General features: G+C 67.3%; 19 protein-coding genes and 1 tRNA gene. 10 read left to right on the forward strand and 10 right to left on the reverse strand.

The window, feature by feature from the left end:
• Window positions 1-235 precede the first annotated feature (235 nt).
• The gene (locus tag JIX56_RS23405; protein WP_257543225.1) at window positions 236-604 is read left to right on the forward strand and encodes a DUF6344 domain-containing protein; all 369 of its coding nucleotides are present in this window, start codon (window positions 236-238) and stop codon (window positions 602-604) included.
• Window positions 605-885: 281 nt separating this feature from the next.
• On the opposite strand, the gene JIX56_RS23410 is transcribed toward JIX56_RS23405, so the two are convergent.
• From JIX56_RS23410 to dnaA, 9 genes are all read right to left on the reverse strand, one after another.
• Window positions 886-962, reverse strand: a tRNA-Ile gene (locus JIX56_RS23410).
• Window positions 963-1129: 167 nt separating this feature from the next.
• Window positions 1130-1933 (reverse strand): DUF3566 domain-containing protein, encoded by an 804-nt coding sequence (locus JIX56_RS23415; protein WP_257543227.1) that lies wholly within the window; start codon window positions 1931-1933, stop codon window positions 1130-1132.
• A gap of 18 nt (window positions 1934-1951) precedes the next feature.
• Window positions 1952-4546, reverse strand: coding sequence for a DNA gyrase subunit A (gene gyrA / locus JIX56_RS23420; RefSeq protein WP_257543228.1), 2595 nt, complete (start codon window positions 4544-4546; stop codon window positions 1952-1954).
• 42 nt (window positions 4547-4588) lie between these two features.
• Window positions 4589-6634 carry a DNA topoisomerase (ATP-hydrolyzing) subunit B gene (gene gyrB / locus JIX56_RS23425; RefSeq protein ID WP_257543230.1) on the reverse strand — a complete coding sequence of 682 codons (2046 nt, stop codon included), beginning with the start codon at window positions 6632-6634 and terminating at the stop codon, window positions 4589-4591.
• Between the two features lie 419 nt (window positions 6635-7053).
• Window positions 7054-7584, reverse strand: a complete 531-nt coding sequence (locus JIX56_RS23430; protein WP_257543232.1) for a DUF721 domain-containing protein — start codon at window positions 7582-7584, stop codon at window positions 7054-7056.
• A complete protein-coding gene (gene recF, locus JIX56_RS23435) occupies window positions 7581-8705 on the reverse strand; it encodes a DNA replication/repair protein RecF (protein WP_257543234.1) in 1125 nt (374 codons plus the stop codon). Before recF ends, JIX56_RS23430 begins: the two co-directional genes overlap by 4 nt.
• A 95-nt stretch (window positions 8706-8800) precedes the next feature.
• A complete protein-coding gene (gene gnd / locus JIX56_RS23440; RefSeq protein WP_257543236.1) occupies window positions 8801-9676 on the reverse strand; it encodes a phosphogluconate dehydrogenase (NAD(+)-dependent, decarboxylating) in 876 nt (291 codons plus the stop codon).
• A 207-nt stretch (window positions 9677-9883) separates the two neighbouring features.
• Window positions 9884-11014, reverse strand: coding sequence for a DNA polymerase III subunit beta (dnaN, locus tag JIX56_RS23445; RefSeq protein ID WP_257543238.1), 1131 nt, complete (start codon window positions 11012-11014; stop codon window positions 9884-9886).
• Between the two features lie 958 nt (window positions 11015-11972).
• A complete protein-coding gene (gene dnaA, locus JIX56_RS23450) occupies window positions 11973-13976 on the reverse strand; it encodes a chromosomal replication initiator protein DnaA (protein ID WP_257543240.1) in 2004 nt (667 codons plus the stop codon).
• A gap of 418 nt (window positions 13977-14394) precedes the next feature.
• Here dnaA and rpmH point away from each other — a divergent pair, with 418 nt between their 5' ends.
• The 9 genes from rpmH (at window position 14395) to JIX56_RS23495 (ending at window position 21316) form a co-directional block, all read left to right on the forward strand.
• Window positions 14395-14532, forward strand: coding sequence for a 50S ribosomal protein L34 (rpmH, locus tag JIX56_RS23455; protein ID WP_005482975.1), 138 nt, complete (start codon window positions 14395-14397; stop codon window positions 14530-14532).
• Window positions 14533-14553: 21 nt separating this feature from the next.
• On the forward strand, window positions 14554-14925 hold the full coding sequence (gene rnpA, locus JIX56_RS23460; RefSeq protein WP_078937372.1) for a ribonuclease P protein component: 372 nt from the start codon (window positions 14554-14556) through the stop codon (window positions 14923-14925).
• Complete coding sequence (gene yidD, locus JIX56_RS23465; protein ID WP_257543242.1) at window positions 14922-15275, forward strand: membrane protein insertion efficiency factor YidD; 354 nt, start codon at window positions 14922-14924, stop codon at window positions 15273-15275. Before rnpA ends, yidD begins: the two co-directional genes overlap by 4 nt.
• A gap of 3 nt (window positions 15276-15278) precedes the next feature.
• Window positions 15279-16559, forward strand: a complete 1281-nt coding sequence (gene yidC, locus JIX56_RS23470) for a membrane protein insertase YidC (protein WP_257543244.1) — start codon at window positions 15279-15281, stop codon at window positions 16557-16559.
• Window positions 16560-16574: 15 nt separating this feature from the next.
• Window positions 16575-17087, forward strand: a complete 513-nt coding sequence (locus tag JIX56_RS23475) for a Jag family protein (protein ID WP_257543246.1) — start codon at window positions 16575-16577, stop codon at window positions 17085-17087.
• 115 nt (window positions 17088-17202) lie between these two features.
• A complete protein-coding gene (gene rsmG / locus JIX56_RS23480) occupies window positions 17203-17919 on the forward strand; it encodes a 16S rRNA (guanine(527)-N(7))-methyltransferase RsmG (RefSeq protein WP_257543247.1) in 717 nt (238 codons plus the stop codon).
• A gap of 288 nt (window positions 17920-18207) precedes the next feature.
• A complete protein-coding gene (locus tag JIX56_RS23485; protein ID WP_306819945.1) occupies window positions 18208-19281 on the forward strand; it encodes a ParA family protein in 1074 nt (357 codons plus the stop codon).
• On the forward strand, window positions 19278-20375 hold the full coding sequence (locus JIX56_RS23490) for a ParB/RepB/Spo0J family partition protein (protein ID WP_257543249.1): 1098 nt from the start codon (window positions 19278-19280) through the stop codon (window positions 20373-20375). Before JIX56_RS23485 ends, JIX56_RS23490 begins: the two co-directional genes overlap by 4 nt.
• Window positions 20376-20698: 323 nt before the next feature.
• The gene (locus JIX56_RS23495) at window positions 20699-21316 is read left to right on the forward strand and encodes a GNAT family N-acetyltransferase (protein WP_257543250.1); all 618 of its coding nucleotides are present in this window, start codon (window positions 20699-20701) and stop codon (window positions 21314-21316) included.
• A gap of 54 nt (window positions 21317-21370) precedes the next feature.
• On the opposite strand, the gene trxA is transcribed toward JIX56_RS23495, so the two are convergent.
• Window positions 21371-21703 (reverse strand): thioredoxin, encoded by a 333-nt coding sequence (gene trxA / locus JIX56_RS23500; RefSeq protein ID WP_257543252.1) that lies wholly within the window; start codon window positions 21701-21703, stop codon window positions 21371-21373.
• Between the last annotated feature and the right edge of the window lie 15 nt (window positions 21704-21718).

The following is a 21718-nucleotide window of genomic DNA, read 5'->3' on the forward strand; positions in this document are numbered from 1 at the left end:
AGGTCCATCACATCTCGCCCACCTTGCCGACGCCCGCGGCCTGCGCCCTCACCCCTCCCTCGCAACCTCTCCCCGCCCCGCCCTACGACTTCCGGGAACTCTCCCCGCCCTTGCATCCATCCGAGTGGTGTTCATCTGAAGAGCGACGCGCCATGGGCGTCGGTCCACGATTTCGGAGCCCACATACACATCATGAGGAAAGTACGCAAATCACCCGACCCGAAAGTGAGGGGCCATGGCCCAGAACAAGGTCATGAAGCTGTGGACCGCCATCGTCACCGCCTTCCTCGCGCTGTGCACGGCGCTCGGACTCATCACGACCACGGCCTCCGCCGCCGTACCGCGGACCGAGACCGCCCGCAACTGCGCGGCACTCACGACGACGCCGGCGATGTCCCTCCCGGCCCGGTCCACCGACCGGGCCCTGCCCCCCACGATGAAGCAACGCATCCGAGCCGAGGCCCACGGCTCCTCACCCTCCTGCCGCCACCGCACGGCCCTGGAGAGGGCCGCGGACACCGTCACAAGCGTCACCGGACCGGCCTCTGCCCCGGACACCCCTCACCCCCGATCCGAGCAGCACATCACGCCCCTCCAACGCTGATCCCCGACCGGAAGAGACACCGAACAGCGGCGATCTTGCGTACGACGCTCATGGAAGAGCGAGAAACCCCCGGCCATCCCTGCCGGGGGTTTCTCGCATCCGTACTCGCCGGCTCAGACACCTGTCGCGCCCCGACACTCATCGTCCGATCACTCATCGACGATGTCGGTCGCTGCCAAGGCGGTGTCGACTCGATGCCGACCGACATCGAGTCGACATCAACCGACATCGACCGTGAACGACAAAGACCCTCAACCGACATCGGCTGAGGGTCTTCATGCTGGTGGGGCTAACAGGATTTGAACCTGTGGCCTCATCCTTATCAGGGATGCGCTCTAACCAACTGAGCTATAGCCCCGCCGCGCTCTGCGGTGTATGTCCCGCGCGCTGACTCCTGAAGATTAGCGCACGACGTGGGCAGTCCCAAAATCGATACCTGGAGGGGAACCGCGACGCGGTGGGGCACCCCGTAGGGGACGGTGTTCGCGCCGTCCCCGTGGGCACTTCCCTATGCCGTCGCCGTGCTCACTCGTCCTCGGCGAGCGTGAGCTCGATACCGCCGACGAAGCCCGCGGAGAGGTTGTAGATGAAGGCGCCGAGGGTGGCGAGGGCGGTGGCGAGGACGACATCGATGACCGCGATGATCGTGGTGAAGATCAGCACATTGGGCAGCGACAGGAACGACTGAAGGTCGAATCCGTTGGACTCGTTCGAGCCGGTGGCCTCGGAGATGGTGGTGCCGACCGTGGAGAAGACGCCCATCGCGTTCATGACCATCCACAGCACCGCCGCCGCGACGACCGTGCAGATACCGAGGGCGATGGAGAGCAGGAAGCTGACCTTCATTACGGACCACGGATCGGCCTTGGCCACGCGCAGCCGCGCCTTGCGCGTACGAGGCGTCGTACGGGCCCCCGTGCGCGGCTTGCGGGACGAACCCTCCGGAGTCGCCTGGTAGGCCTGCGGCGGGTGGTACGGGCCCGACTGCTGCTGCGCCTGCCGCTCCCCGGGGAGCGCGGAGCCACCGGCCTGGGGCTGAGGCTGCGCCGCAGCCTGGCGGCCGGGCCCGCCCGGAGCCGCGGCCGGGCCGCCCGGTGCGGGCGGCTGGGTCTGCGGACCACGGGTGTCCGTCACAGTTCCCCCCTGGGATCCATGCCCGTCGGGCGAGGGCGAGGCCGAGTCGGTCGTACTCGGCTTGATCGCTTTCAGTTGGGTCGTGTGCGTGTCCATCGCACGCGCGGCGGAGCCACGGCCGCCGCCGTCCGCTTCCGACCCGGTCGAAGTGCCGGCCGAAGTACCGGACGACCCGGCGCCCGTGGCTCCGCTCACGCTGACTCACTCCTCGTGCTACTCAGACGAGGGCGCCTCACCCTCGTCCGTGCCGGTCGTCGTGACACCGTCGGCGGTCTCGTCCACGGCGTCGTCGCCGTCGACCTCCTCCGCCTCGCGCCCCGCCTCGGCGTTACGGGCGATACCGACCACGGCATCGCGCTTGCCCAGGTTGATCAGTTGGACGCCCATGGTGTCACGGCCGGTTTCCCTGATCTCGTTGACTCGCGTACGAATCACACCGCCCGACAGTGTGATGGCGAGGATCTCATCGGTCTCCTCGACCACCAGCGCGCCGACGAGCGAACCGCGGTCCTCGACGATCTTGGCGGCCTTGATGCCGAGGCCGCCGCGACCCTGGACGCGGTACTCGTCGACGGCGGTCCGCTTCGCGTACCCACCGTCTGTGGCAGTGAACACGAACGTACCGGGTCGAACAACATTCATCGAGAGCAGCTCGTCCCCTTCGCGGAAACTCATGCCCTTGACACCCGAGGTGGCACGGCCCATGGGCCGCAGTGCCTCGTCCGTCGCCGTGAAGCGGATCGACTGTGCCTTCTTGCTGATCAGAAGGATGTCATCCTCCGCGGATACGAGTTCGGCTCCGATCAGTTCGTCATCGGAACCGTCCCCCTTCTCACGGAGGTTGATCGCGATGACACCGCCGGAACGGGGCGAATCGTAATCCTTCAGAGGCGTCTTCTTCACAAGACCGCCCTTGGTGGCGAGCACCAGGTAGGGCGTGGCCTCGTAGTCGCGGATCGCGAGGATCTCGGCGATCGCCTCGTCCGGCTGGAAGGCCAGCAGGTTGGCGACGTGCTGTCCACGCGCGTCACGTCCGGCGTCCGGCAGCTCGTAGGCCTTGGCCCGGTAGACACGGCCCTTGTTGGTGAAGAACAGCAGCCAGTGGTGGGTCGTGGACACGAAGAAGTGGTCGACGATGTCGTCTTCCTTGAGCTTCGTGCCGCGCACGCCCTTGCCGCCGCGCTTCTGCGCCCGGTAGTCGACCGTCTTCGTCCGCTTGACGTAACCGCCGCGCGAGACGGTGACGACGATGTCCTCCTCGGCGATGAGGTCCTCGATGGACATGTCACCGTCGTAGGGAATCAGCGTCGTCTTGCGGTCGTCGCCGTACTTCTCGACGATCGCGGCGAGTTCGGCGCTGACGATGCCGCGCTGACGGACCGGGGAGGCGAGGATCTCGGTGTACTCGCGGATCTTGGCCTGGAGTTCGTCGTGCTCCTGGATGATCTTCTGGCGCTCCAGGGCGGCCAGCCGGCGCAGCTGCATCTCGAGGATGGCGTTGGCCTGGATCTCGTCGATCTCCAGGAGGTCCATCAGGCCCGTGCGCGCGATGTCGACGGTGTCGCTGCGCCGGATCAGCGCGATGACCTCGTCGATCGCGTCCAGGGCCTTCAGCAGGCCGCGCAGGATGTGCGCCCGCTCCTCGGCCTTGCGTAGCCGGAACTTCGTACGGCGGACGATGACCTCGATCTGGTGCGTCACCCAGTGGCGGATGAACGCGTCCAGGGAGAGCGTGCGGGGCACGCCGTCGACCAGGGCCAGCATGTTGGCGCCGAAGTTCGTCTGCAGGTCGGTGTGCTTGTACAGGTTGTTCAGCACGACCTTGGCGACCGCGTCGCGCTTCAGGACGATGACCAGGCGCTGGCCCGTACGGGACGACGTCTCGTCACGGACGTCGGCGATGCCGCCGATCTTGCCGTCCTTCACCAGGTCGGCGATCTTCTGCGCGAGGTTGTCGGGGTTGGTCTGGTACGGCAGTTCCGTGACCACCAGGCACTGGCGGTTCTGGATCTCCTCGACCTCGACGACCGCACGCATGGTGATCGAGCCGCGGCCGGTGCGGTACGCCTCCTCGATGCCCTTGCGGCCGACCACCAGGGCGCCGGTCGGGAAGTCGGGGCCCTTGATGCGCTCGATGAGCGCGTCCAGGAGTTCCTCGTGGGAGGCCTCGGGGTTCTCCAGGTACCACTGGGCGCCGGCCGCCACCTCGCGGAGGTTGTGCGGCGGAATGTTGGTGGCCATACCGACCGCGATGCCCGCCGAGCCGTTGATCAACAGGTTCGGGAAGCGGGCGGGCAGGACGGTCGGCTCCTGGGAGCGACCGTCGTAGTTGTCCGTGAAGTCGACGGTCTCCTCGTCGATGTCACGGACCATCTCCATCGACAGCGGCGCCATCTTGCACTCGGTGTAGCGCATGGCCGCCGCCGGGTCGTTGCCCGGCGAGCCGAAGTTGCCGTTGGAGTCCACCAGCGGCATCCGCATCGACCACGGCTGCGCGAGGCGGACCAGCGCGTCGTAGATCGAGGAGTCGCCGTGCGGGTGGTAGTTGCCCATGACGTCGCCGACGACGCGGGCGCACTTGTAGAAGCCCTTCTCGGGCCGGTAGCCGCCGTCGTACATGGCGTACAGGACGCGGCGGTGGACGGGCTTGAGACCGTCGCGTACGTCGGGCAGCGCGCGGGACACGATGACGGACATCGCGTAGTCGAGGTACGAGCGCTGCATCTCCGTCTCGAGCCCGACGGGCTCGACACGCATGACGATCTCGCCGCCCTCTTCGGGCGTCACGGGGGTGTTCTGGTCGGCCATTGCTGGTGAAGATCCTTCCTGGTTCGGTCAGCTGAGACCGACTCAGATGTCGAGGAAGCGGACGTCCTTGGCGTTGCGCTGGATGAACGCGCGGCGCGCCTCGACGTCCTCGCCCATCAGGACCGAGAAGAGGTCGTCGGCCTGGGCGGCGTCGTCGAGGGTGACCTGGCCGAGGACGCGGTGCTCCTGGTCCATCGTCGTGATGCGCAGTTCCTCGGCGTTCATCTCGCCGAGACCCTTGAAGCGCTGGATCGAGTCCTCCCGGATGCGCTTGCCGCGCTGGCGGCCCATCTCGATCAGCGCGTCGCGCTCACGGTCGGAGTACGCGTACTCGACGTCCTCCCGGCCCCACTTGATCTTGTAGAGCGGGGGACGGGACAGGAACACGTGCCCGGCCTCGACCAGCGGCCGCATGAAGCGGAACAGGAAGGTCAGCAGCAGGGTGTTGATGTGCTGGCCGTCGACGTCGGCGTCCGCCATCAGGATGATCTTGTGATAGCGCAGCTTCTCGATGTCGAAGTCCTCGTGGACTCCGGTGCCGAAGGCCGAGATCAGCGCCTGGATCTCCTGGTTCTGCAGGATCTTGTCGATCCTGGCCTTCTCCACGTTGAGGATCTTGCCGCGGATCGGGAGGATCGCCTGGTACTCGGGGTTCCGGCCGGACTTGGCCGAGCCGCCGGCGGAGTCACCCTCGACGATGAAGATCTCGCACTTGATGGGGTCGTTCGACTGGCAGTCGGAGAGCTTGCCCGGCAGGGACGCCGTCTCGAGGAGGCCCTTGCGCCGAGTGAGGTCCCGGGCCTTGCGGGCCGCCACGCGCGCGGTGGCCGCCTGGATGCCCTTGCGGACGATGTCCGCCGCCTCGACCGGGTTGCGGTCCAGCCAGTCGTTCAGGTGCTCGTAGACGACCTTCTGGACGAAGGTCTTCACCTCGGTGTTGCCCAGCTTCGTCTTGGTCTGGCCCTCGAACTGCGGCTCGCTCAGCTTCACCGAGATGATCGCCGTCAGACCCTCGCGGATGTCGTCACCCGTGAGGTTGTCGTCCTTCTCACGCAGCAGCTTCTTCTCGCGCGCGTACTTGTTGACCAGGTTCGTCAGCGCCGCGCGGAAGCCTTCTTCGTGCGTACCGCCCTCGTGCGTGTGGATGATGTTCGCGAAGGAGTAGACACCCTCGGTGTAACCGCTGTTCCACTGCATCGCGAGTTCGAGGGACAGGCTCTTGTCCTTGTCCTCGGCCTCGAGGTCGATCACGGTGGGGTGCACCACATCTCCCTTGCGGGAGTTGAGGTACTTCACGAAATCGACGATGCCGCCTTCGTAGTGGTACGAGACGCTCTTGACCTCGTGCTTCTCGTCCTCGCCCGCCTCGTTCGCCCCGGCCGTGGCCTTCGCCGACTCGCGCTCGTCGGCCAGGTTGATCCTCAGACCCTTGTTGAGGAACGCCATCTCCTGAAAGCGCCGCGAGAGCGTCTCGAAGGAGTATTCGGTGGTCTCGAAGATGTCTGGGTCGGCCCAGAAAGTGACCGTGGTGCCGTGCTCGTCCGTGGCCTCGTGCTTGGCGAGCGGAGCCGTCGGGACGCCCAGCTTGTAGTCCTGTGTCCAGCGGTAGCCATCGGTCTTGATCTCGACGGAGACCTTGGTGGACAGGGCGTTCACGACGGAGACACCCACGCCGTGCAGACCGCCGGAGACCGCGTAGCCGCCGCCGCCGAACTTGCCGCCCGCGTGCAGGACCGTCAACACGACCTCGACGGCCGGCTTGCCCTCGGAAGGGACGATGCCGACCGGAATGCCACGGCCGTTGTCGACGACCCGCACGCCGCCGTCGGCGAGGATCGTGACGTCGATCGTGTCCGCGTGGCCGGCCAGCGCCTCGTCGACGGAGTTGTCGACGACCTCTTGCACAAGGTGATGAAGTCCACGCTCACCGGTCGAGCCGATGTACATACCGGGTCGCTTGCGGACCGCGTCCAGGCCCTCGAGGACGGTAATGGCATTGGCGTCGTACGCCGTGGTTGAGGCCTCGGCAACTCCAGCCGGGGCCTCGGTGGACAGGATGTTCTCGTTGGGGTTGCCGGAATCGGCCACGAAGCGCCCTTTCTGGCACAGCACAAGCCAGACTCCCGGCGGGTTTGCCGGAGCGGCTGCGGCGTGTTGCGGTGGAAGCCTTTGTCAGCGTTGCACAGTGTTTCCGAAGCGGTCCCCACGAATGGGGCGGGATTAGCTTCCAGTCTACCGGTAGCGCCGACAGTGATGGGGGTTTGCCGGTACCTGAGTCCGCATGTGCCGCCCTGAACCGGTCTCTCCCGACTCCCCATATGCGGAGCAGGGCTCCAAGAGGCTCACAGCGGCACTCAGCGCTTCCGGGTGTCAACCCTTTGCTACTCCCGGGTCAGGTGGATGTTCGCAACCGCATGCGAACGTGCGCGCCGGAGTACACAGCCGTTCGCCGGGCGGCGCAGAGCCCCCGGTCATAGGCGCGGAAGCGCCCGGAAATGTGACTACGGTCACCCGTAGGTGTCGCCGGGCCCGGTGCTCCCCGGGGCGCGCAGGGGCCCGTAGCGACGGGCGGAACCGCCGGGACCGTGGACCTTGAGCAGCCGTACGGTGCCGTGGCCGAGGTCCTCGTTGAGACGGGCGACCAGCTGTGGAGCGAGCAGCCGCACGTTCGTCGCCCATGCCGTCGAGTCGCACCGCACGTGCAGGACCCGCTCGTCCTCGTCGTACCGCTCCGGTACGCATTTTCTGGCCAGGTCGTCGCCGACGATCTGCGGCCAACGGCCCATGACCCCGCCGACAGCGGCCGGCGTCTCCCAGCCCCGCTCGGTGATCAGCCGGTTGATCGCGGGGCCGAGGGGCATCGGGTCGCGGCCCGGCGGGGCGCCGGAGCGCAGCCCGCCGCCCCGCCGGGCCCGCTTCTGCTGCTGGGTGGCTTCTCCCCGCGCGCGTGCCGCTTCCTTCGCGGCGCGCAGCGCCACGCGCGCGAGGTCCACGCCGGAGGGCTCGGGAGGCTTCGGGGTTTCCTCGGATCCGCTCATGCGCGCTCCACCGTCCCGTCGGACACGGTGTACCGCGTCCCGGTCAGTACATCCGGTACGTCGTCGTTGACCGCGGCGGTCACCAGCACCTGCTCGCCCGGCGCGACCAACTCCGCCAGGCGCTCCCGTCGGCGGGCGTCCAGCTCGGCGAAGACGTCGTCGAGGATCAGCACCGGCTCGTTGCCCTCGGCCCGCAGCAGGTCGTACGAGGCGAGCCGCAGCGCCAGGGCGTACGACCAGGACTCGCCGTGGGAGGCGTATCCCTTGGCGGGCAACTGACCGAGTTTGAGAACCACATCGTCTCGATGGGGCCCCACAAGGGTGACGCCCCGCTCGATCTCCTGCTTGCGGGCCTCGCCGAGGGCGGCCATCAGCTGCTCGTGCAGCTCCTCGCGCGCGTGGCCGACGATGCCGGGCGAGGAGGGTTTGTATTCCAAACTCACTGGGCCGCCGCCGGGTGCCAGCTGCTCATAGGCCTTGTCGGCGAGCGGCTGGATCGCCGCGACCAGGTCCAGGCGCTGGGCGAGCAACTCGGCGCCCACGCGCGCGAGGTGCTGGTCCCACACGTCGAGCGTGGACAGGTCCATGGTGCGGCCGCCGTGCCGACGGGCCAGCGCGGCCGTTTTGAGGAGCGTGTTGCGCTGCCTGAGGACCCGCTCGTAGTCCGAGCGCACGCCCGCCATGCGCGGGGCTCGCGCGGTGATCAGCTCGTCGAGGAAGCGCCGCCGCTCACCGGGATCGCCTTTGACCAGGGCGAGGTCCTCGGGCGCGAACAGCACCGTCCGCACGATGCCGAGCACATCACGCGGCCTGACCTGCGAAGACCTGTTGACGCGGGCGCGGTTGGCCTTGCCGGGGTTCAGCTCCAGCTCGACCAGCTGCTGCCGCTCGCCCTGCCGCACCTGCGCCCGGATCACCGCGCGGTCGGCACCCATGCGGACCAGGGGAGCGTCCGACGACACCCGGTGGCTGCCGAGGGTCGCGAGGTAGCCGACGGCCTCGACCAGGTTCGTCTTGCCCTGCCCGTTGGGGCCCACGAACGCGGTGACGCCCGGGTCGAGCGGGACCTCGACCCGGGCGTACGAGCGGAAGTCGGCCAGCGACAGATGCGTGACGTGCATGGTCGGGTGCCGACCTCCCCCAGGGTTGTGGACCGCCGTGCGGCCCTGTGGATGACTTCTCGTCGACCGTTCGTTCTTGCGTTCTACGCCTTGGGCTACTTCTTCTCGACCGCGTGCCCGCCGAACTGGTTCCGCAGCGCCGCGATCATCTTCATCTGCGGAGAGTCCTCCTGGCGCGACGCGAACCGCGCGAAGAGGGAGGCCGTGATCGCGGGGAGCGGCACGGCGTGGTCGATGGCCGCTTCCACTGTCCACCGGCCCTCGCCCGAGTCCTGTGCGTAGCCCTTGAGCCGGTCCAGGTGCTCGTCCTCGTCGAGGGCGTTCACGGCCAGGTCGAGCAGCCAGGAGCGGATGACCGTGCCCTCCTGCCAGGAACGGAAGACCTCGCGGACGTCCGTCACCGAGTCGACCTTCTCCAGGAGCTCCCAACCTTCGGCGTAGGCCTGCATCATCGCGTACTCGATGCCGTTGTGGACCATCTTCGCGAAGTGCCCGGCGCCGACCTTGCCGGCGTGCACCGCGCCGAGATCGCCCTCGGGCTTGAGCGCGTCGAAGACCGGCTGAACCTTGGCGACATTCTCCGCGTCGCCGCCGTACATCAGCGCGTAGCCGTTCTCCAGGCCCCAGACACCGCCGGAGACACCGCAGTCGACGAAGCCGATGCCCTTGGCGGACAGCTCCTCGGCGTGCTTCTCGTCGTCCGTCCAGCGGGAGTTGCCGCCGTCCACGACGACATCACCGGGCTGGAGCAGCTCTGCCAGCTCGTCGATGGTCGACTGGGTGGCGGCACCGGCCGGGACCATCACCCACACGACCCGCGGGCCCTTGAGCTTGCCCACAAGCTCTTCGAGGGTGTGGACATCGGCGAGATCCGGGTTCCGGTCGTATCCGATGACGGTGTGGCCCGCGCGGCGTATCCGCTCGCGCATGTTGCCGCCCATCTTGCCGAGGCCGACGAGACCGAGCTCCATCAGTTGTTCCTTAGGTTGCGACGTGGCATGAGGGCACCTGCGTACCCACACACGAGCCTAGACCCGGACGCTCACGCACACCTGTGGGCATACCCGCTCAAACGTACGCCCCGACCTGCGGCTTCGCACCGAGGGCCCGGTGATCCACCGGGCCCCGCAGAGCTGTGGACAACCCCCGGCGGCTCGACCGCGGCGGTGTCCGGCCGGTCAGCCGCTGAGCCGCACCGGCATGATCAGGTACTTGTAGGCCTCGTCCGCCTCGGCGTCCACGGCCGGCTTGCCGCTGAGCAGCGCGGGCTTGGTGGACGTGGTGAAGGACAGCTGGGCGACCGGGGAGTCGATGGCGCTCAGGCCGTCCAGCAGGAACGTCGGGTTGAAGGCGATCGAGACGTCGTCGCCCTCCAGCTGGGCGTCGACCCGCTCCACAGCCTGTGCGTCGTCGCTGGAGCCTGCCTCCAGGATCAGCACGCCCTGCTCGAAACTGAGCCGCACCGGGGTGTTGCGCTCGGCGACCAGGGCCACACGCTTGACGGCCTCCACGAAGGGGGCGGTCTCGATGACGGCCACGGAGTTGAACTCCGTCGGGAACAGCGAGCGGTACTTCGGGAGGTCGCCCTCCAGCAGACGCGTCGTCGTACGACGGCCGGCACCCTCGAAGCCGATCAGGCCCTCGCCCGACCCACCGCCGGACAACGCCAGGATGACGCTGTCGCCGCTCGTGAGGGCCTTGGCGGTGTCCAGGAGCGTCTTGGCGGGCACCAGGGCGACCGCGGACGCCTCGGGGTTCTCCGGCTTCCACAGGAACTCGCGGACCGCGAAGCGGTAGCGGTCGGTGGAGGCCAGCGTGACCGTGTCGCCCTCGATCTCGATGCGCACACCGGTGAGGACGGGCAACGTGTCGTCGCGCCCGGCGGCGATGGCCACCTGGGCGGCGGCGGAGGCGAAGACCTCGCCGGGGACGGTGCCTGTCGCGTTCGGCATCTGCGGCAGGGACGGGTACTCCTCCACAGGCAGCGTGTGGAGGGTGAACCGCGAGGAGCCGCAGACCACCGTCGCCCGTACACCGTCTGTGGAAATCTCCACCGGGCGGTTGGGGAGGGCGCGGCAGATGTCCGCGAGGAGCCGGCCGGAGACGAGCACCGTGCCCTCCTCGTCGACCTCCGCCTCCACGGACACACGTGCGGACACCTCGTAGTCGAAGCTGGAGAGGCTCAGCTGGCCTTCCTCGGCCTTCAGAAGGAGGCCGGCGAGGACAGGCGCCGGCGGACGGGCCGGGAGGCTGCGCGCCGCCCAGGCCACTGCCTCCGCGAGTACGTCGCGTTCCACCCGGATCTTCACTGTTGCCGCCTCCTGCTGTTGCCGGCGCTTCTCGCCCTGCCTGGCTTCGTCGTCTGTCTAGGTGTCGCTGGTTCCTGTGAGGGGGAAGGACACCGGGAACAGTCTGACGCACACCACTGACACTCGGAGCCTCTCGGGGTCAAGTCGTGACGAGGCGCGGTCGGGCAGCCCAGAGCGAGTTGTGCACAGGACCCACTTCGAAACGGATTCCCAGCTCTCTCTAGTTGGGAGTAGTAGTAGGGCCTGTGGAAACCGTGGATAACCCCGTTTTCGCAGCTCAGGCGGCAAATTTTGTCCACCGGGCCTGTGGGTGGGGGCGGTGGACAACCAGGGGTATCTGTGGAGAACAGAAAGTTCTGCACACACCGTGCACAGCCCCGGGGCACTTCTCCCCAGCGGCGTCCCCAGGTTTACCCACCTTTCCCACAGCCCAACCAGGCAACTTCATGTGACGCCTTTCACTCGACATGGTGAGAAGGCCCGTTGGCTTGCCGAACAGTGGACAGCCATGTGGAGAAGCCGACGATCACTGGGGACAACCGGCTGAAGCCTGTGGGCCGTCGGTGGACAACTCCGTCCACAGTCTGTGGATCCCCGCTTCGTCCACAGCCTGTGGAGATCTTTCGTCCACGGATCCACAGGGGACTGACCTGGCCCGATGATCCCTCAATCGCCCGCCCTGTGGACACGATCTGCATAACTTCCCGGTCCCCAGGGTGTGGACGGGAGAAAGTCGCCGAATCTGTGGAGGGAGGCCGTAACGCTGCGGGTATTCGAACACCTGATGACGGCCGGGCTACGGACGAAGCCCTCGGCAGGTGGGCTCAGGGCGGCGGCAGCGCCGTCGGAGGGCGCCCCCGGGAGCGGATCTGGGCCACCCCGAGGAGTTCTTAGGAACGCCGAAGGCGCCCTCGGGAACTCGTCCCGGGGCGCCCTCGGCGGCGTACGACGGCTTCTGTCAGCCGTTCTTGATGCGGTTCGTCAGCTCCGTCACCTGGTTGTAGATGGAGCGCCGCTCGGCCATCAGCGCGCGGATCTTGCGGTCGGCGTGCATGACGGTGGTGTGGTCGCGGTTGCCGAACTGCGCACCGATCTTGGGCAGCGACAGGTCGGTCAGCTCACGGCACAGATACATGGCGATCTGGCGCGCGGTCACCAGGGCGCGGCCGCGCGAGGTGCCGCACAGGTCCTCGACCGTGAGCCCGAAGTAGTCGGCCGTCGCGGCCATGATCGCGGTCGCGGTGATCTCCGGGGACGCGTTCTCGCCGCCCGGGATCAGGTCCTTGAGGACGATCTCGGTCAGCCCGAGGTCCACGGGCTGCCGGTTGAGCGAAGCGAACGCCGTCACCCGGATCAGCGCGCCCTCCAGCTCGCGGATGTTGCGCGAGATACGGGACGCGATGAACTCCAGGACTTCCGGCGGCGCGTTGAGCTGCTCCTGGACCGCCTTCTTGCGGAGGATCGCGATACGCGTCTCCAGTTCGGGCGGCTGGACGTCGGTGATCAGCCCCCACTCGAAACGGTTCCGCAGCCGGTCCTCCAGGGTCACCAGCTGCTTCGGCGGCCGGTCGCTGGAGAGCACGATCTGCTTGTTCGCGTTGTGGAGCGTGTTGAACGTGTGGAAGAACTCCTCCTGCGTCGACTCCTTGTCCGCCAGGAACTGGATGTCGTCGACGAGCAGGATGTCCATCTCCCGGTACCGCTTGCGGAAGCTGTCGCCCTTGCCGTCGCGGATGGAGTTGATGAACTCGTTGGTGAACTCCTCCGAGCTCACGTACCGCACCCGCGTGCCCGGGTAGAGGCTGCGCGCGTAGTGCCCGATCGCATGCAGCAAGTGGGTCTTGCCGAGCCCGGATTCTCCGTAGATGAAGAGGGGGTTGTACGCCTTCGCCGGCGCCTCGGCGACGGCCACCGCGGCCGCGTGCGCGAAGCGGTTCGAGGCGCCGATGACGAACGTGTCGAAGAGGTACTTCGGGTTGAGGCGTGCCGTCGGCTCCCCCGGACCGGGCGCCGGCGCGGGCTGCGCCGCCAGCGGACCGGGCGCGCTGCTGGCCGGGCCGCCCCGGTGCACATGCCCCGAACCGGGCGGCGGCTCGGGGCGCTCACGCCGGTCGGGCCGCTGAAAGTCGGAATCGCCGCCCGGCCGGTCGTAGTCGCCGCGGGGCTGGTCGTAGTCGGCACGGTGCTGCTCGTACGGCGGCCTCGACTGCGAGCGGTAGTCCGACGACGGCGAGGCGTACGGGTCCCGCTCCGGGAAGCCGAGCCGTTGCTGCTGCCAGCCGTAGTCGTCCTGCGACGGCCGAGGCCAGGCGCCCGGCTCGGGACGCTGGTAGTCGGACGGATACGCGGGGCGCGCGGTCGGCAGCTGGTCCGCGCGGCCGGTGGGGCGCTGTTCCGAGCGCGGAGGCGGCAACTGATCGCCGGGACCGCCGGTCAGCTGGTCGCCGCGTCCCGGACCGCGGTCATCGGCGCGATGGCGGCCGTACCCCTCGTAGGGATCGCGGGGCTGCCCCTCATAACCGTTCTGGTTCTCGTACGCGTTCTGGTTCTCGTACCCACCACGCGAGTCGCGCCCCTGACCGTCGTATGGGTCCCTGCGGTCGTACCCGTCGCGGTCCTGGCCAGAGGCGGAAGGAAGCTCGGAATCCTCGAAACGGGACTGGACCGGCGGGGGCGGCGGCTCGCCCACCGAACTGTCGACGGTGATGGCGATACGGATCGGACGGCCGCACTCCCGGCTCAGGGTCTCGCTGACGATCGGCGCGAGACGCCCTTCGAGTACGCCCTTCGCGAACTCGTTCGGGACCGCGAGAAGAGCCGTGTCCGCGACCAGCGCGAGCGGCTGGCAGCGCTTGATCCAGCGCTCGTCCTTCACTTCGACGCCCTGTCCGCGGCCCTCACCGAGGAGCTTTTCCAGTACTCGTGGCCACACTGCGGCAAGATCGGCAGGTACGTCAGCCACAGGGCACGCTCTCTCACAGGTCCCACGAACGTGTGGTTCTGGGACGAATCGGGTTGGAACTCGGGTGGGACGCTCGGAACGAGGTGCTGGTGGGTGGGTCGGGGCCCATCAGCCAAAGGAAAGGGAACGGTTCGGAGTCCAGTCACGGTAGTCACGGCGGCCGGTGCGGTTCAAGTTGTTGTCCCCAGCCTGTGGATAGTGTCTCCTCGTGACCTCCGGTTTGACCGGATGGCGTAGCCGCGCGTACCGTAACCAGGTCGAGTTGTCGATGGCTGCTGCCGCCTGCCTCCGATGGGCACAGATCGCGTCAGGTGATCGAAAAGCGGTGCACTCGGGCGTTAATACGAGCTACTCGTGGGCGCACGGTGACAGCCAGGACGGCACCCCGCAACTACCGATTGATTTCTGGAGCCCCCGAGTGAGCAAGCGCACCTTCCAGCCGAACAACCGTCGTCGCGCGAAGACCCACGGCTTCCGCCTGCGGATGCGCACCCGTGCCGGTCGCGCGATTCTCGCGAACCGCCGCAGCAAGGGTCGCGCCAGCCTGTCGGCCTGAGCCTGATCAGGTCATGACGTCGTGCTGCCTACCGAGCATCGGCTGAGGCGGCGCGAGGACTTCGCGACCGCGGTACGACGAGGGCGCCGGGCCGGACGCCCGCTCCTCGTCGTTCACCTACGTAGCGGTGCCACGGACCCGCACGCGCCTGGGGAGAGCGCTCCCCCGACGCGTGCGGGTTTCGTCGTGAGCAAGGCCGTCGGTGGTTCGGTCGTACGCAACAAGGTGAAGCGGAGGCTTCGCCATCTGATGCGCGATCGAGTCGCCCTGTTTCCCCCCGGTAGCCTGGTAGTCGTACGAGCGCTGCCCGGAGCGGGTGACGCCGACCACGTACAACTGGCCCAAGACCTGGATGCCGCCATAGCGCGACTGCTGGGAGGGGGCGCACGATGAAGTACCCGCTGCTGGCGCTGATCAAGCTGTACCAGTGGACCATCAGCCCGTTGCTCGGGCCGGTGTGCAAGTACTACCCGTCGTGCTCCCACTACGGCTACACGGCCATCGACCGGCACGGTGCGATCAAGGGAACGGCACTCACCGCCTGGCGCATCCTGCGGTGCAATCCGTGGTCGCTCGGCGGTGTGGACCACGTCCCGCCGCGCAAGCGCCCACGGTGGCACGAGATGTTGCGTGGCACATGGCGCGCACGCAAGGGCGGGTCCTCCGCCGCCGAACCGGCCACCGAGGGGCACGTTCCTTCGAGCCCGGCCGCCGAGAGCCCGTCCCATGCCCAAGGAGCATGATTAGTGGACACGATTGCCAGTCTCTTCAGCTTCATCACGACACCTGTCTCCTGGGTCATCGTCCAGTTCCACACGGTGTACGGCGCCCTCTTCGGCGCTGACACCGGGTGGGCCTGGGGCCTGTCGATCGTGTCCTTGGTGATCCTGATCCGTATCTGCCTGATCCCGCTCTTCGTGAAGCAGATCAAGGCGACCCGGGCGATGCAGACGCTCCAGCCCGAGATGAAGAAGATCCAGGAGCGCTACAAGAACGACAAACAGCGTCAGTCCGAAGAGATGATGAAGCTGTACAAGGAGACGGGTACCAACCCGCTCTCCTCGTGCCTTCCCATCCTGGCGCAGTCCCCGTTCTTCTTCGCCCTCTACCACGTGCTCAACAGCATCGCGAACAACGACACCGTCGGTGTCATCAATGAGAGCCTGCTGCAGAGCGCGCAGAAGGCGCACATCTTCGGTGCCCCGCTGGCCGCGAAGTTCACCGACAGCTCCGCGGACGTCGCGGCGCTCGACGCCTCGCTGACCACGGTCCGCATCGTCACCGCGATCATGATCGTCCTGATGTCTGCGTCGCAGTTCTATACGCAGCGTCAGCTGATGACGAAGAACGTCGACACCACGGTGAAGACGCCGTTCATGCAGCAGCAGAAGATGCTGATGTACATCTTCCCGATCATGTTCGCCGTCTTCGGCATCAACTTCCCGGTCGGTGTTCTCGTCTACTGGCTCACCACCAACGTGTGGACCATGGGTCAGCAGATGTACGTCATCCACAACAACCCGACCCCGGGTTCCAAGGCGCAGGCCGCGTACCTGGAGCGTCTGACCAAGCACGTCACGCACCACGGCAAGACCCGCGGCCGCGGCGAGCGCGCCATCGTCAAGGCCATCGTCGCCAAGGGTCGCGACCGCAACGAGTACGAGCGCAAGTTCATCAACGGCCTCAGCAAGGAGGGCCTCGCGGCCCAGGCCGACGGCACCGTGGTCAAGAGTGAGGCCTCGGCTGTCGCCACGGCCGAGGACGGTACGCCCACGACCGGCGCTCCCAAGCGTCAGCAGCCCAAGCGCCAGACCAAGGCCCAGCGTCAGTCCGGTGCGAAGGCTGCCGATGAGGCCGAGCCGAAGAGCGAACCCACGTCCCTGAGCAAGTCCGACCAGCCGGAGGACGCCAAGCCGGCGGCCGCTGCCAAGAAGGCCGCGCCCAAGGCCGGCGCCGGTGGCCGCAGCAAGGCCCAGTCCGGTCAGCGCAAGGGCCAGCAGCGCCCCAAGTCCCCGTCCAAGAAGTAAGAAGGAGCCCATCCCGTGACGGAAGGCACCACCTCCGCCGCCTCCGAGGGTGGCGACACCCTGACCCGCCTGGAGCAGGAGGGTGAGATCGCGGCGGACTATCTGGAAGGTCTGCTGGACATCGCCGACCTCGACGGCGACATCGACATGGACGTCGAGGCCGACCGTGCCTCTGTCTCGATCATCAGCGACTCCGGCAGCCGCGATCTGAACAAGCTCGTCGGCCGCGAGGGCGAGGTGCTCGAGGCACTCCAGGAGCTCACGCGCCTGGCCGTGCACCGCGAGACCGGGGATCGCAGCCGTCTGATGCTGGACATCGCGGGCTATCGCGCCCAGAAGCGTGCCGAGCTCTCCGAGCTCGGTGCCAAGGCCGCGGCCGAGGCCAAGAGCACCGGCGAGCCCGTGAAGATGAAGCCGATGACGCCCTTCGAGCGCAAGGTCGTGCACGACGCGGTCAAGTCCGCGGGCCTGCGCAGCGAGTCAGAAGGCGAGGAGCCGCAGCGCTTCGTCGTCGTGCTTCCCGTCTGATTCGGTACGTACATTCTTCCGGCCCCGTCTGCCCGCAGGCGGGGCCGGACTTTGTCAGCCTGTTGTTCTGATGTCAGCGCCCAGCGCGCTCTTGCGGTACGGAAGGACGGTCCCCGTGACGGAGGCAGCGGAGCTTCCCCCTGCGCCCGAGCAGGCGCGCGACGTATTCGGTGATCGCTACACGGACGCGGTCCGGTACGCCGAACTCCTGGCCGAGGCGGGAGTGCAGCGAGGGCTCATCGGCCCGCGGGAGGTACCCCGCCTCTGGGAGAGGCACCTGCTGAACTGCGCGGTGCTCTCCGAGGTCGTGCCCGAGGGGGTGACGGTGTGCGATGTCGGCTCCGGGGCCGGACTGCCTGGCATTCCGCTGGCCCTCGTCCGGGAGGACCTGAAGATCACGCTGCTGGAGCCACTGCTGCGGCGCACGAACTTCCTGACCGAGGTCGTCGAACTGCTGGGCCTCGACCATGTGACCGTCGTTCGTGGCCGCGCCGAAGAGGTCCTCGGGACGCTGCAGCCGGTCCATGTGGTGACGGCACGGGCAGTGGCGCCACTGGACCGGCTGGCCGGCTGGGGCATTCCGCTGCTGCGTCCGTACGGAGAGATGCTGGCACTCAAGGGCGACACCGCCGAGGAGGAGCTGAAGAGCGCTGCTGCGGCCCTCAGCAAGCTCGGTGCCGTGAAGACCTCCATCCTCCATGTCGGCGAAGGTGTGGTCGATCCGCTGTCCACGGTCGTCCGTGTAGAGGTCGGGGAGAGCCCGGGCGGCGTGCGCTTCGCGGCGAAGCGGGCCAAGGCGGCCCGGACAGGGCGAGCACGTCGACACCGATAAGCGTTGATCTGGACGTTCGCTGATCCCTCCTGACGACGAGTCGTACTCCACACAAGCTTCCAAACCTACGCATCTCGGAGTGTCGCGCGGTCGCGGCCCGTGTCGCTAGGCATCGTGTTTCACGTGAAACGTCGCTCACTGCTGCACGGCATCATCAGTCGTGGCCGCGCCGCGGCCGAACCGCGCGACCGGAAGCCTCTCGGGTCACTCGGAGAGGTAACGGAGTTTTCCACAGAGGTGGAATTCTCCACAGATCACCAGGCCTCACTGGTTCACGACCCCGAAGACATGGGAGGCTCTGTTCATTGCGAGCCTGAAGTCGAGGAGAGTGAATCCTTGCGGTCCGACGCCAACATCGCGGGACCGATGACCGATCCGGTCCCCGGTCCCCGTACCGAGTCGATGGGGGAGGATGTTTCACGTGAAACACCGCCCCCGATGGACGACACTCCCATCGGTCGTGCTGCCCAACTGGCGGTAGAGGCACTGGGGCGAGCCGGTGAGGGCCTGCCTCGGCCCGAGCAGACCCGAGTCATGGTGGTCGCCAACCAGAAGGGCGGCGTCGGGAAGACCACGACGACGGTCAACCTCGCCGCTTCGCTGGCTCTGCATGGCGCCCGTGTCCTCGTGGTAGACCTGGACCCCCAGGGCAACGCGTCCACTGCGCTGGGGATCGACCATCACGCCGAGGTGCCGTCCATCTACGACGTGCTGATCGACAGCAGGCCGCTGGCGGAAGTCGTCCAGCCCGTTCCCGATGTCGAAGGTCTCTTCTGTGCCCCCGCCACGATCGATCTCGCCGGTGCGGAGATCGAGCTGGTGTCCCTGGTGGCACGAGAGAGTCGACTGCAGCGAGCGATTCAGGCGTACGAGCAGCCACTGGACTACGTCCTCATCGACTGCCCGCCCTCGCTCGGCCTGCTGACGGTCAACGCGTTGGTCGCCGGCCAGGAAGTCCTCATCCCGATCCAGTGCGAGTACTACGCACTGGAGGGCCTCGGACAGCTGCTTCGCAATGTCGACCTGGTACGGGGGCACCTCAACCCCACCCTCCATGTCTCGACCATTCTGCTCACCATGTACGACGGCCGGACGCGCCTGGCGTCCCAGGTAGCCGACGAGGTGCGCACGCACTTCGGTGAAGAGGTGCTGCGGACGAGCATTCCCCGCTCGGTCCGTATCTCCGAGGCGCCGAGCTACGGGCAGACGGTGCTGACCTACGATCCAGGATCGAGCGGTGCCCTCTCCTACCTTGAGGCGGCACGAGAAATCGCGCTGAAGGGCGTGGGCGTAGGGTACGACCCGACGCACGCCCATATCGGGGCCCAGAACAATTCGAGTGTGGTGGAGGGGATCCAGTGAGCGATCGACGGAGGGGGTTGGGCCGTGGTCTCGCCGCACTGATCCCAGCGGCCTCGACAGGAGAGAAGGAATCTCCCGCGCAAGGAGGACCCGCACCCGCAGGACCGGCGGCGCCATCCGTCTTCACCCCCGAGCGTGGGGTGGCGGCGTCGAACGTGGCTACGCTTCCGCCTGTTTCACGTGAAACAGAGGCGCTGTCACCGAACGGTGCGACAGAGGTACCCGCAGCTCCCATCGGCGCCTACTTCGCCGAGCTGCCCCTCGACTCCATCACCCCGAACCCGCGCCAGCCGCGTGAGGTGTTCGACGAAGACCTTCTCCAGGAACTCGTCACCTCCATCAAGGAGGTCGGCCTTCTCCAGCCCATCGTCGTACGACAGGTGGGCCCGGCTCGCTACGAGCTCATCATGGGTGAGCGGCGCTGGCGAGCCTGTCACGAGGCCGAGCTGGAGGCGATCCCGGCGATCGTGCGGGCCACGGACGACGAGAAGCTTCTTCTGGACGCGCTCCTGGAGAACCTGCACCGTGCCCAACTGAACCCGCTGGAAGAGGCGTTCGCCTACGACCAGTTGCTCAAGGACTTCAACTGCACGCACGACCAGCTGGCGGACCGTATCGGTCGGTCCCGCCCGCAGGTCTCCAACACCCTGCGTCTGCTGAAGCTCTCGGCGCCAGTCCAGCGTCGGGTGGCTGCCGGTGTTCTCTCTGCGGGTCACGCCCGGGCGCTGCTCTCCGTCGATGACTCGGAGGAGCAGGACAAGCTGGCTCACCGCATCGTGGCCGAGGGACTCTCGGTCCGAGCCGTGGAGGAGATCGTCACCCTCATGGGCTCGAGGCCGACGACCGCTGCTCGCTCCAAGGGACCGCGAGCCGGCTCTGTGCCCTCGCCGGCCCTGGGCGAGCTCGCGACTCGGCTCTCGGATCGCTTCGAGACGCGAGTGAAGATCGATCTGGGCCAGAAGAAGGGCAAGATCACGGTTGAGTTCGCCTCCACGGAGGACCTCGAGCGCATCCTGAGCACGCTCGCTCCGGGCGAGAAGCTCGCTCTCCAGAAGAGTCTTCTGGAGGACGACTCGGAGGAGACGGAGGCCTGAGCCTTCGATTGGTAGGACGGCTTTCGGCTGGTCGACCGCATGAACGGGCTGTGTCCGATGTATACCGGACACAGCCCGCTCTTTGCTTTCAGGCGGTACCTAGGCAATCTCATCGTGGATACGATGCGTTCGGTATGGCGCATCGACCTGGCGGATCTTCTGTGGAGAGGCGGGGGCATGCGAACCGTGAGCCGTTCCGGACTGATGACCGCAGGCCTGGGACTGGGGGCCGTCGGCGGCTTCGTCGGCAGTCTGCTCAGGGAGCGGAGCGCTCTGACAGCCGCTCGCGACGCTGCGGGCGAAGGAAGCGAGGAACAGCCTTCATGGGGCGTCGGCTCGTACCGCTCACGCTGGACAACCTTCAGGACCTTCCCCAGCGCTGTCGCTCGTGTGTCTTCTGGGAGTTGGACCCAGTCAGCGGCGAGGCTGCGGTAAAGGCGGGCACCCCTGCACTGGAGAAGGAGGCGTGGATCTCCGCCGTTTTGCTGGACTGGGGGTCCTGCGGTCGGGTGGTCTACGTCGACGAGGTGCCGGTGGGCTTCGTGCTGTACGCGCCTCCGGCCTATGTGCCGCGCTCCGCGGCGTTCCCCACGAGCCCGGTGTCTCCCGACGCGGTCCAGTTGATGACCGCCTTCATCATGCAGGGCTACCAGGGGCAGGGGCTCGGCCGTGTGATGGTCCAGACAGTCGCCAAGGACCTGCTGCGGCGCGGGTTCAAGGCGATCGAGGCCTTCGGAGACGCCCGTTGGAACGAGCCGGCGTGTGTTCTTCCCGCCGACCATCTGACGGCCGTGGGCTTCAAGACGGTCCGTCCCCACCCGACTCATCCCCGGCTGCGGTTGGAGCTGCGGACGACGCTCTCCTGGAAGGAGGACGTTGAGCTGGCGCTGGATCGACTTCTGGGAGCGGTTCAGAAAGAACCAGCGCTGCGGCCGCTCTAAAACACGAATGGGCCGACCCGCTTGGGTCGGCCCATTCGTGTTTCACGTGAAACATCACTCGGCGATGAAGTCCTCAAGGTCGCGCACGATCGCTGCCTTGGGCTTGGCGCCGACGATGGTCTTGGCGACCTCGCCACCCTGGTAGACGTTCAGGGTCGGGATGGACATGACGCCGTACTTGGCAGCCGTGGCCGGGTTCTCGTCGATGTTGAGCTTGACGATCTCGATCTTGTCGCCGTACTCCTGGGCGATCGCTTCGAGGGACGGCGCGATCTGGCGGCACGGACCGCACCAGGCGGCCCAGAAGTCCACCAGGACGGGCTTGTCGTTCTTCAGGACGTCCTGCTCGAAGGAGTCGTCGGTCACGTGCTTCAGAGTGCCGGCCACTGAGGGCTCCTAACT

The sequence above is a fragment of the Streptomyces sp. CA-210063 genome, from assembly GCF_024612015.1.
Classification (GTDB): domain Bacteria; phylum Actinomycetota; class Actinomycetes; order Streptomycetales; family Streptomycetaceae; genus Streptomyces.

Coding starts and splice junctions, on each gene's coding strand:
- JIX56_RS23495 (WP_257543250.1), top strand. CDS start 20,699: ATGGGGCGTCGGCTCGTACCGCTCACGCTGGACAACCTTCAGGACCTT.
- yidD (WP_257543242.1), top strand. CDS start 14,922: ATGAAGTACCCGCTGCTGGCGCTGATCAAGCTGTACCAGTGGACCATC.
- JIX56_RS23485 (WP_306819945.1), top strand. CDS start 18,208: ATGGGAGGCTCTGTTCATTGCGAGCCTGAAGTCGAGGAGAGTGAATCC.
- JIX56_RS23405 (WP_257543225.1), top strand. CDS start 236: ATGGCCCAGAACAAGGTCATGAAGCTGTGGACCGCCATCGTCACCGCC.
- JIX56_RS23430 (WP_257543232.1), bottom strand. CDS start 7,584: ATGAGCGGATCCGAGGAAACCCCGAAGCCTCCCGAGCCCTCCGGCGTG.
- gyrA (WP_257543228.1), bottom strand. CDS start 4,546: ATGGCCGACCAGAACACCCCCGTGACGCCCGAAGAGGGCGGCGAGATC.
- recF (WP_257543234.1), bottom strand. CDS start 8,705: ATGCACGTCACGCATCTGTCGCTGGCCGACTTCCGCTCGTACGCCCGG.
- gnd (WP_257543236.1), bottom strand. CDS start 9,676: ATGGAGCTCGGTCTCGTCGGCCTCGGCAAGATGGGCGGCAACATGCGC.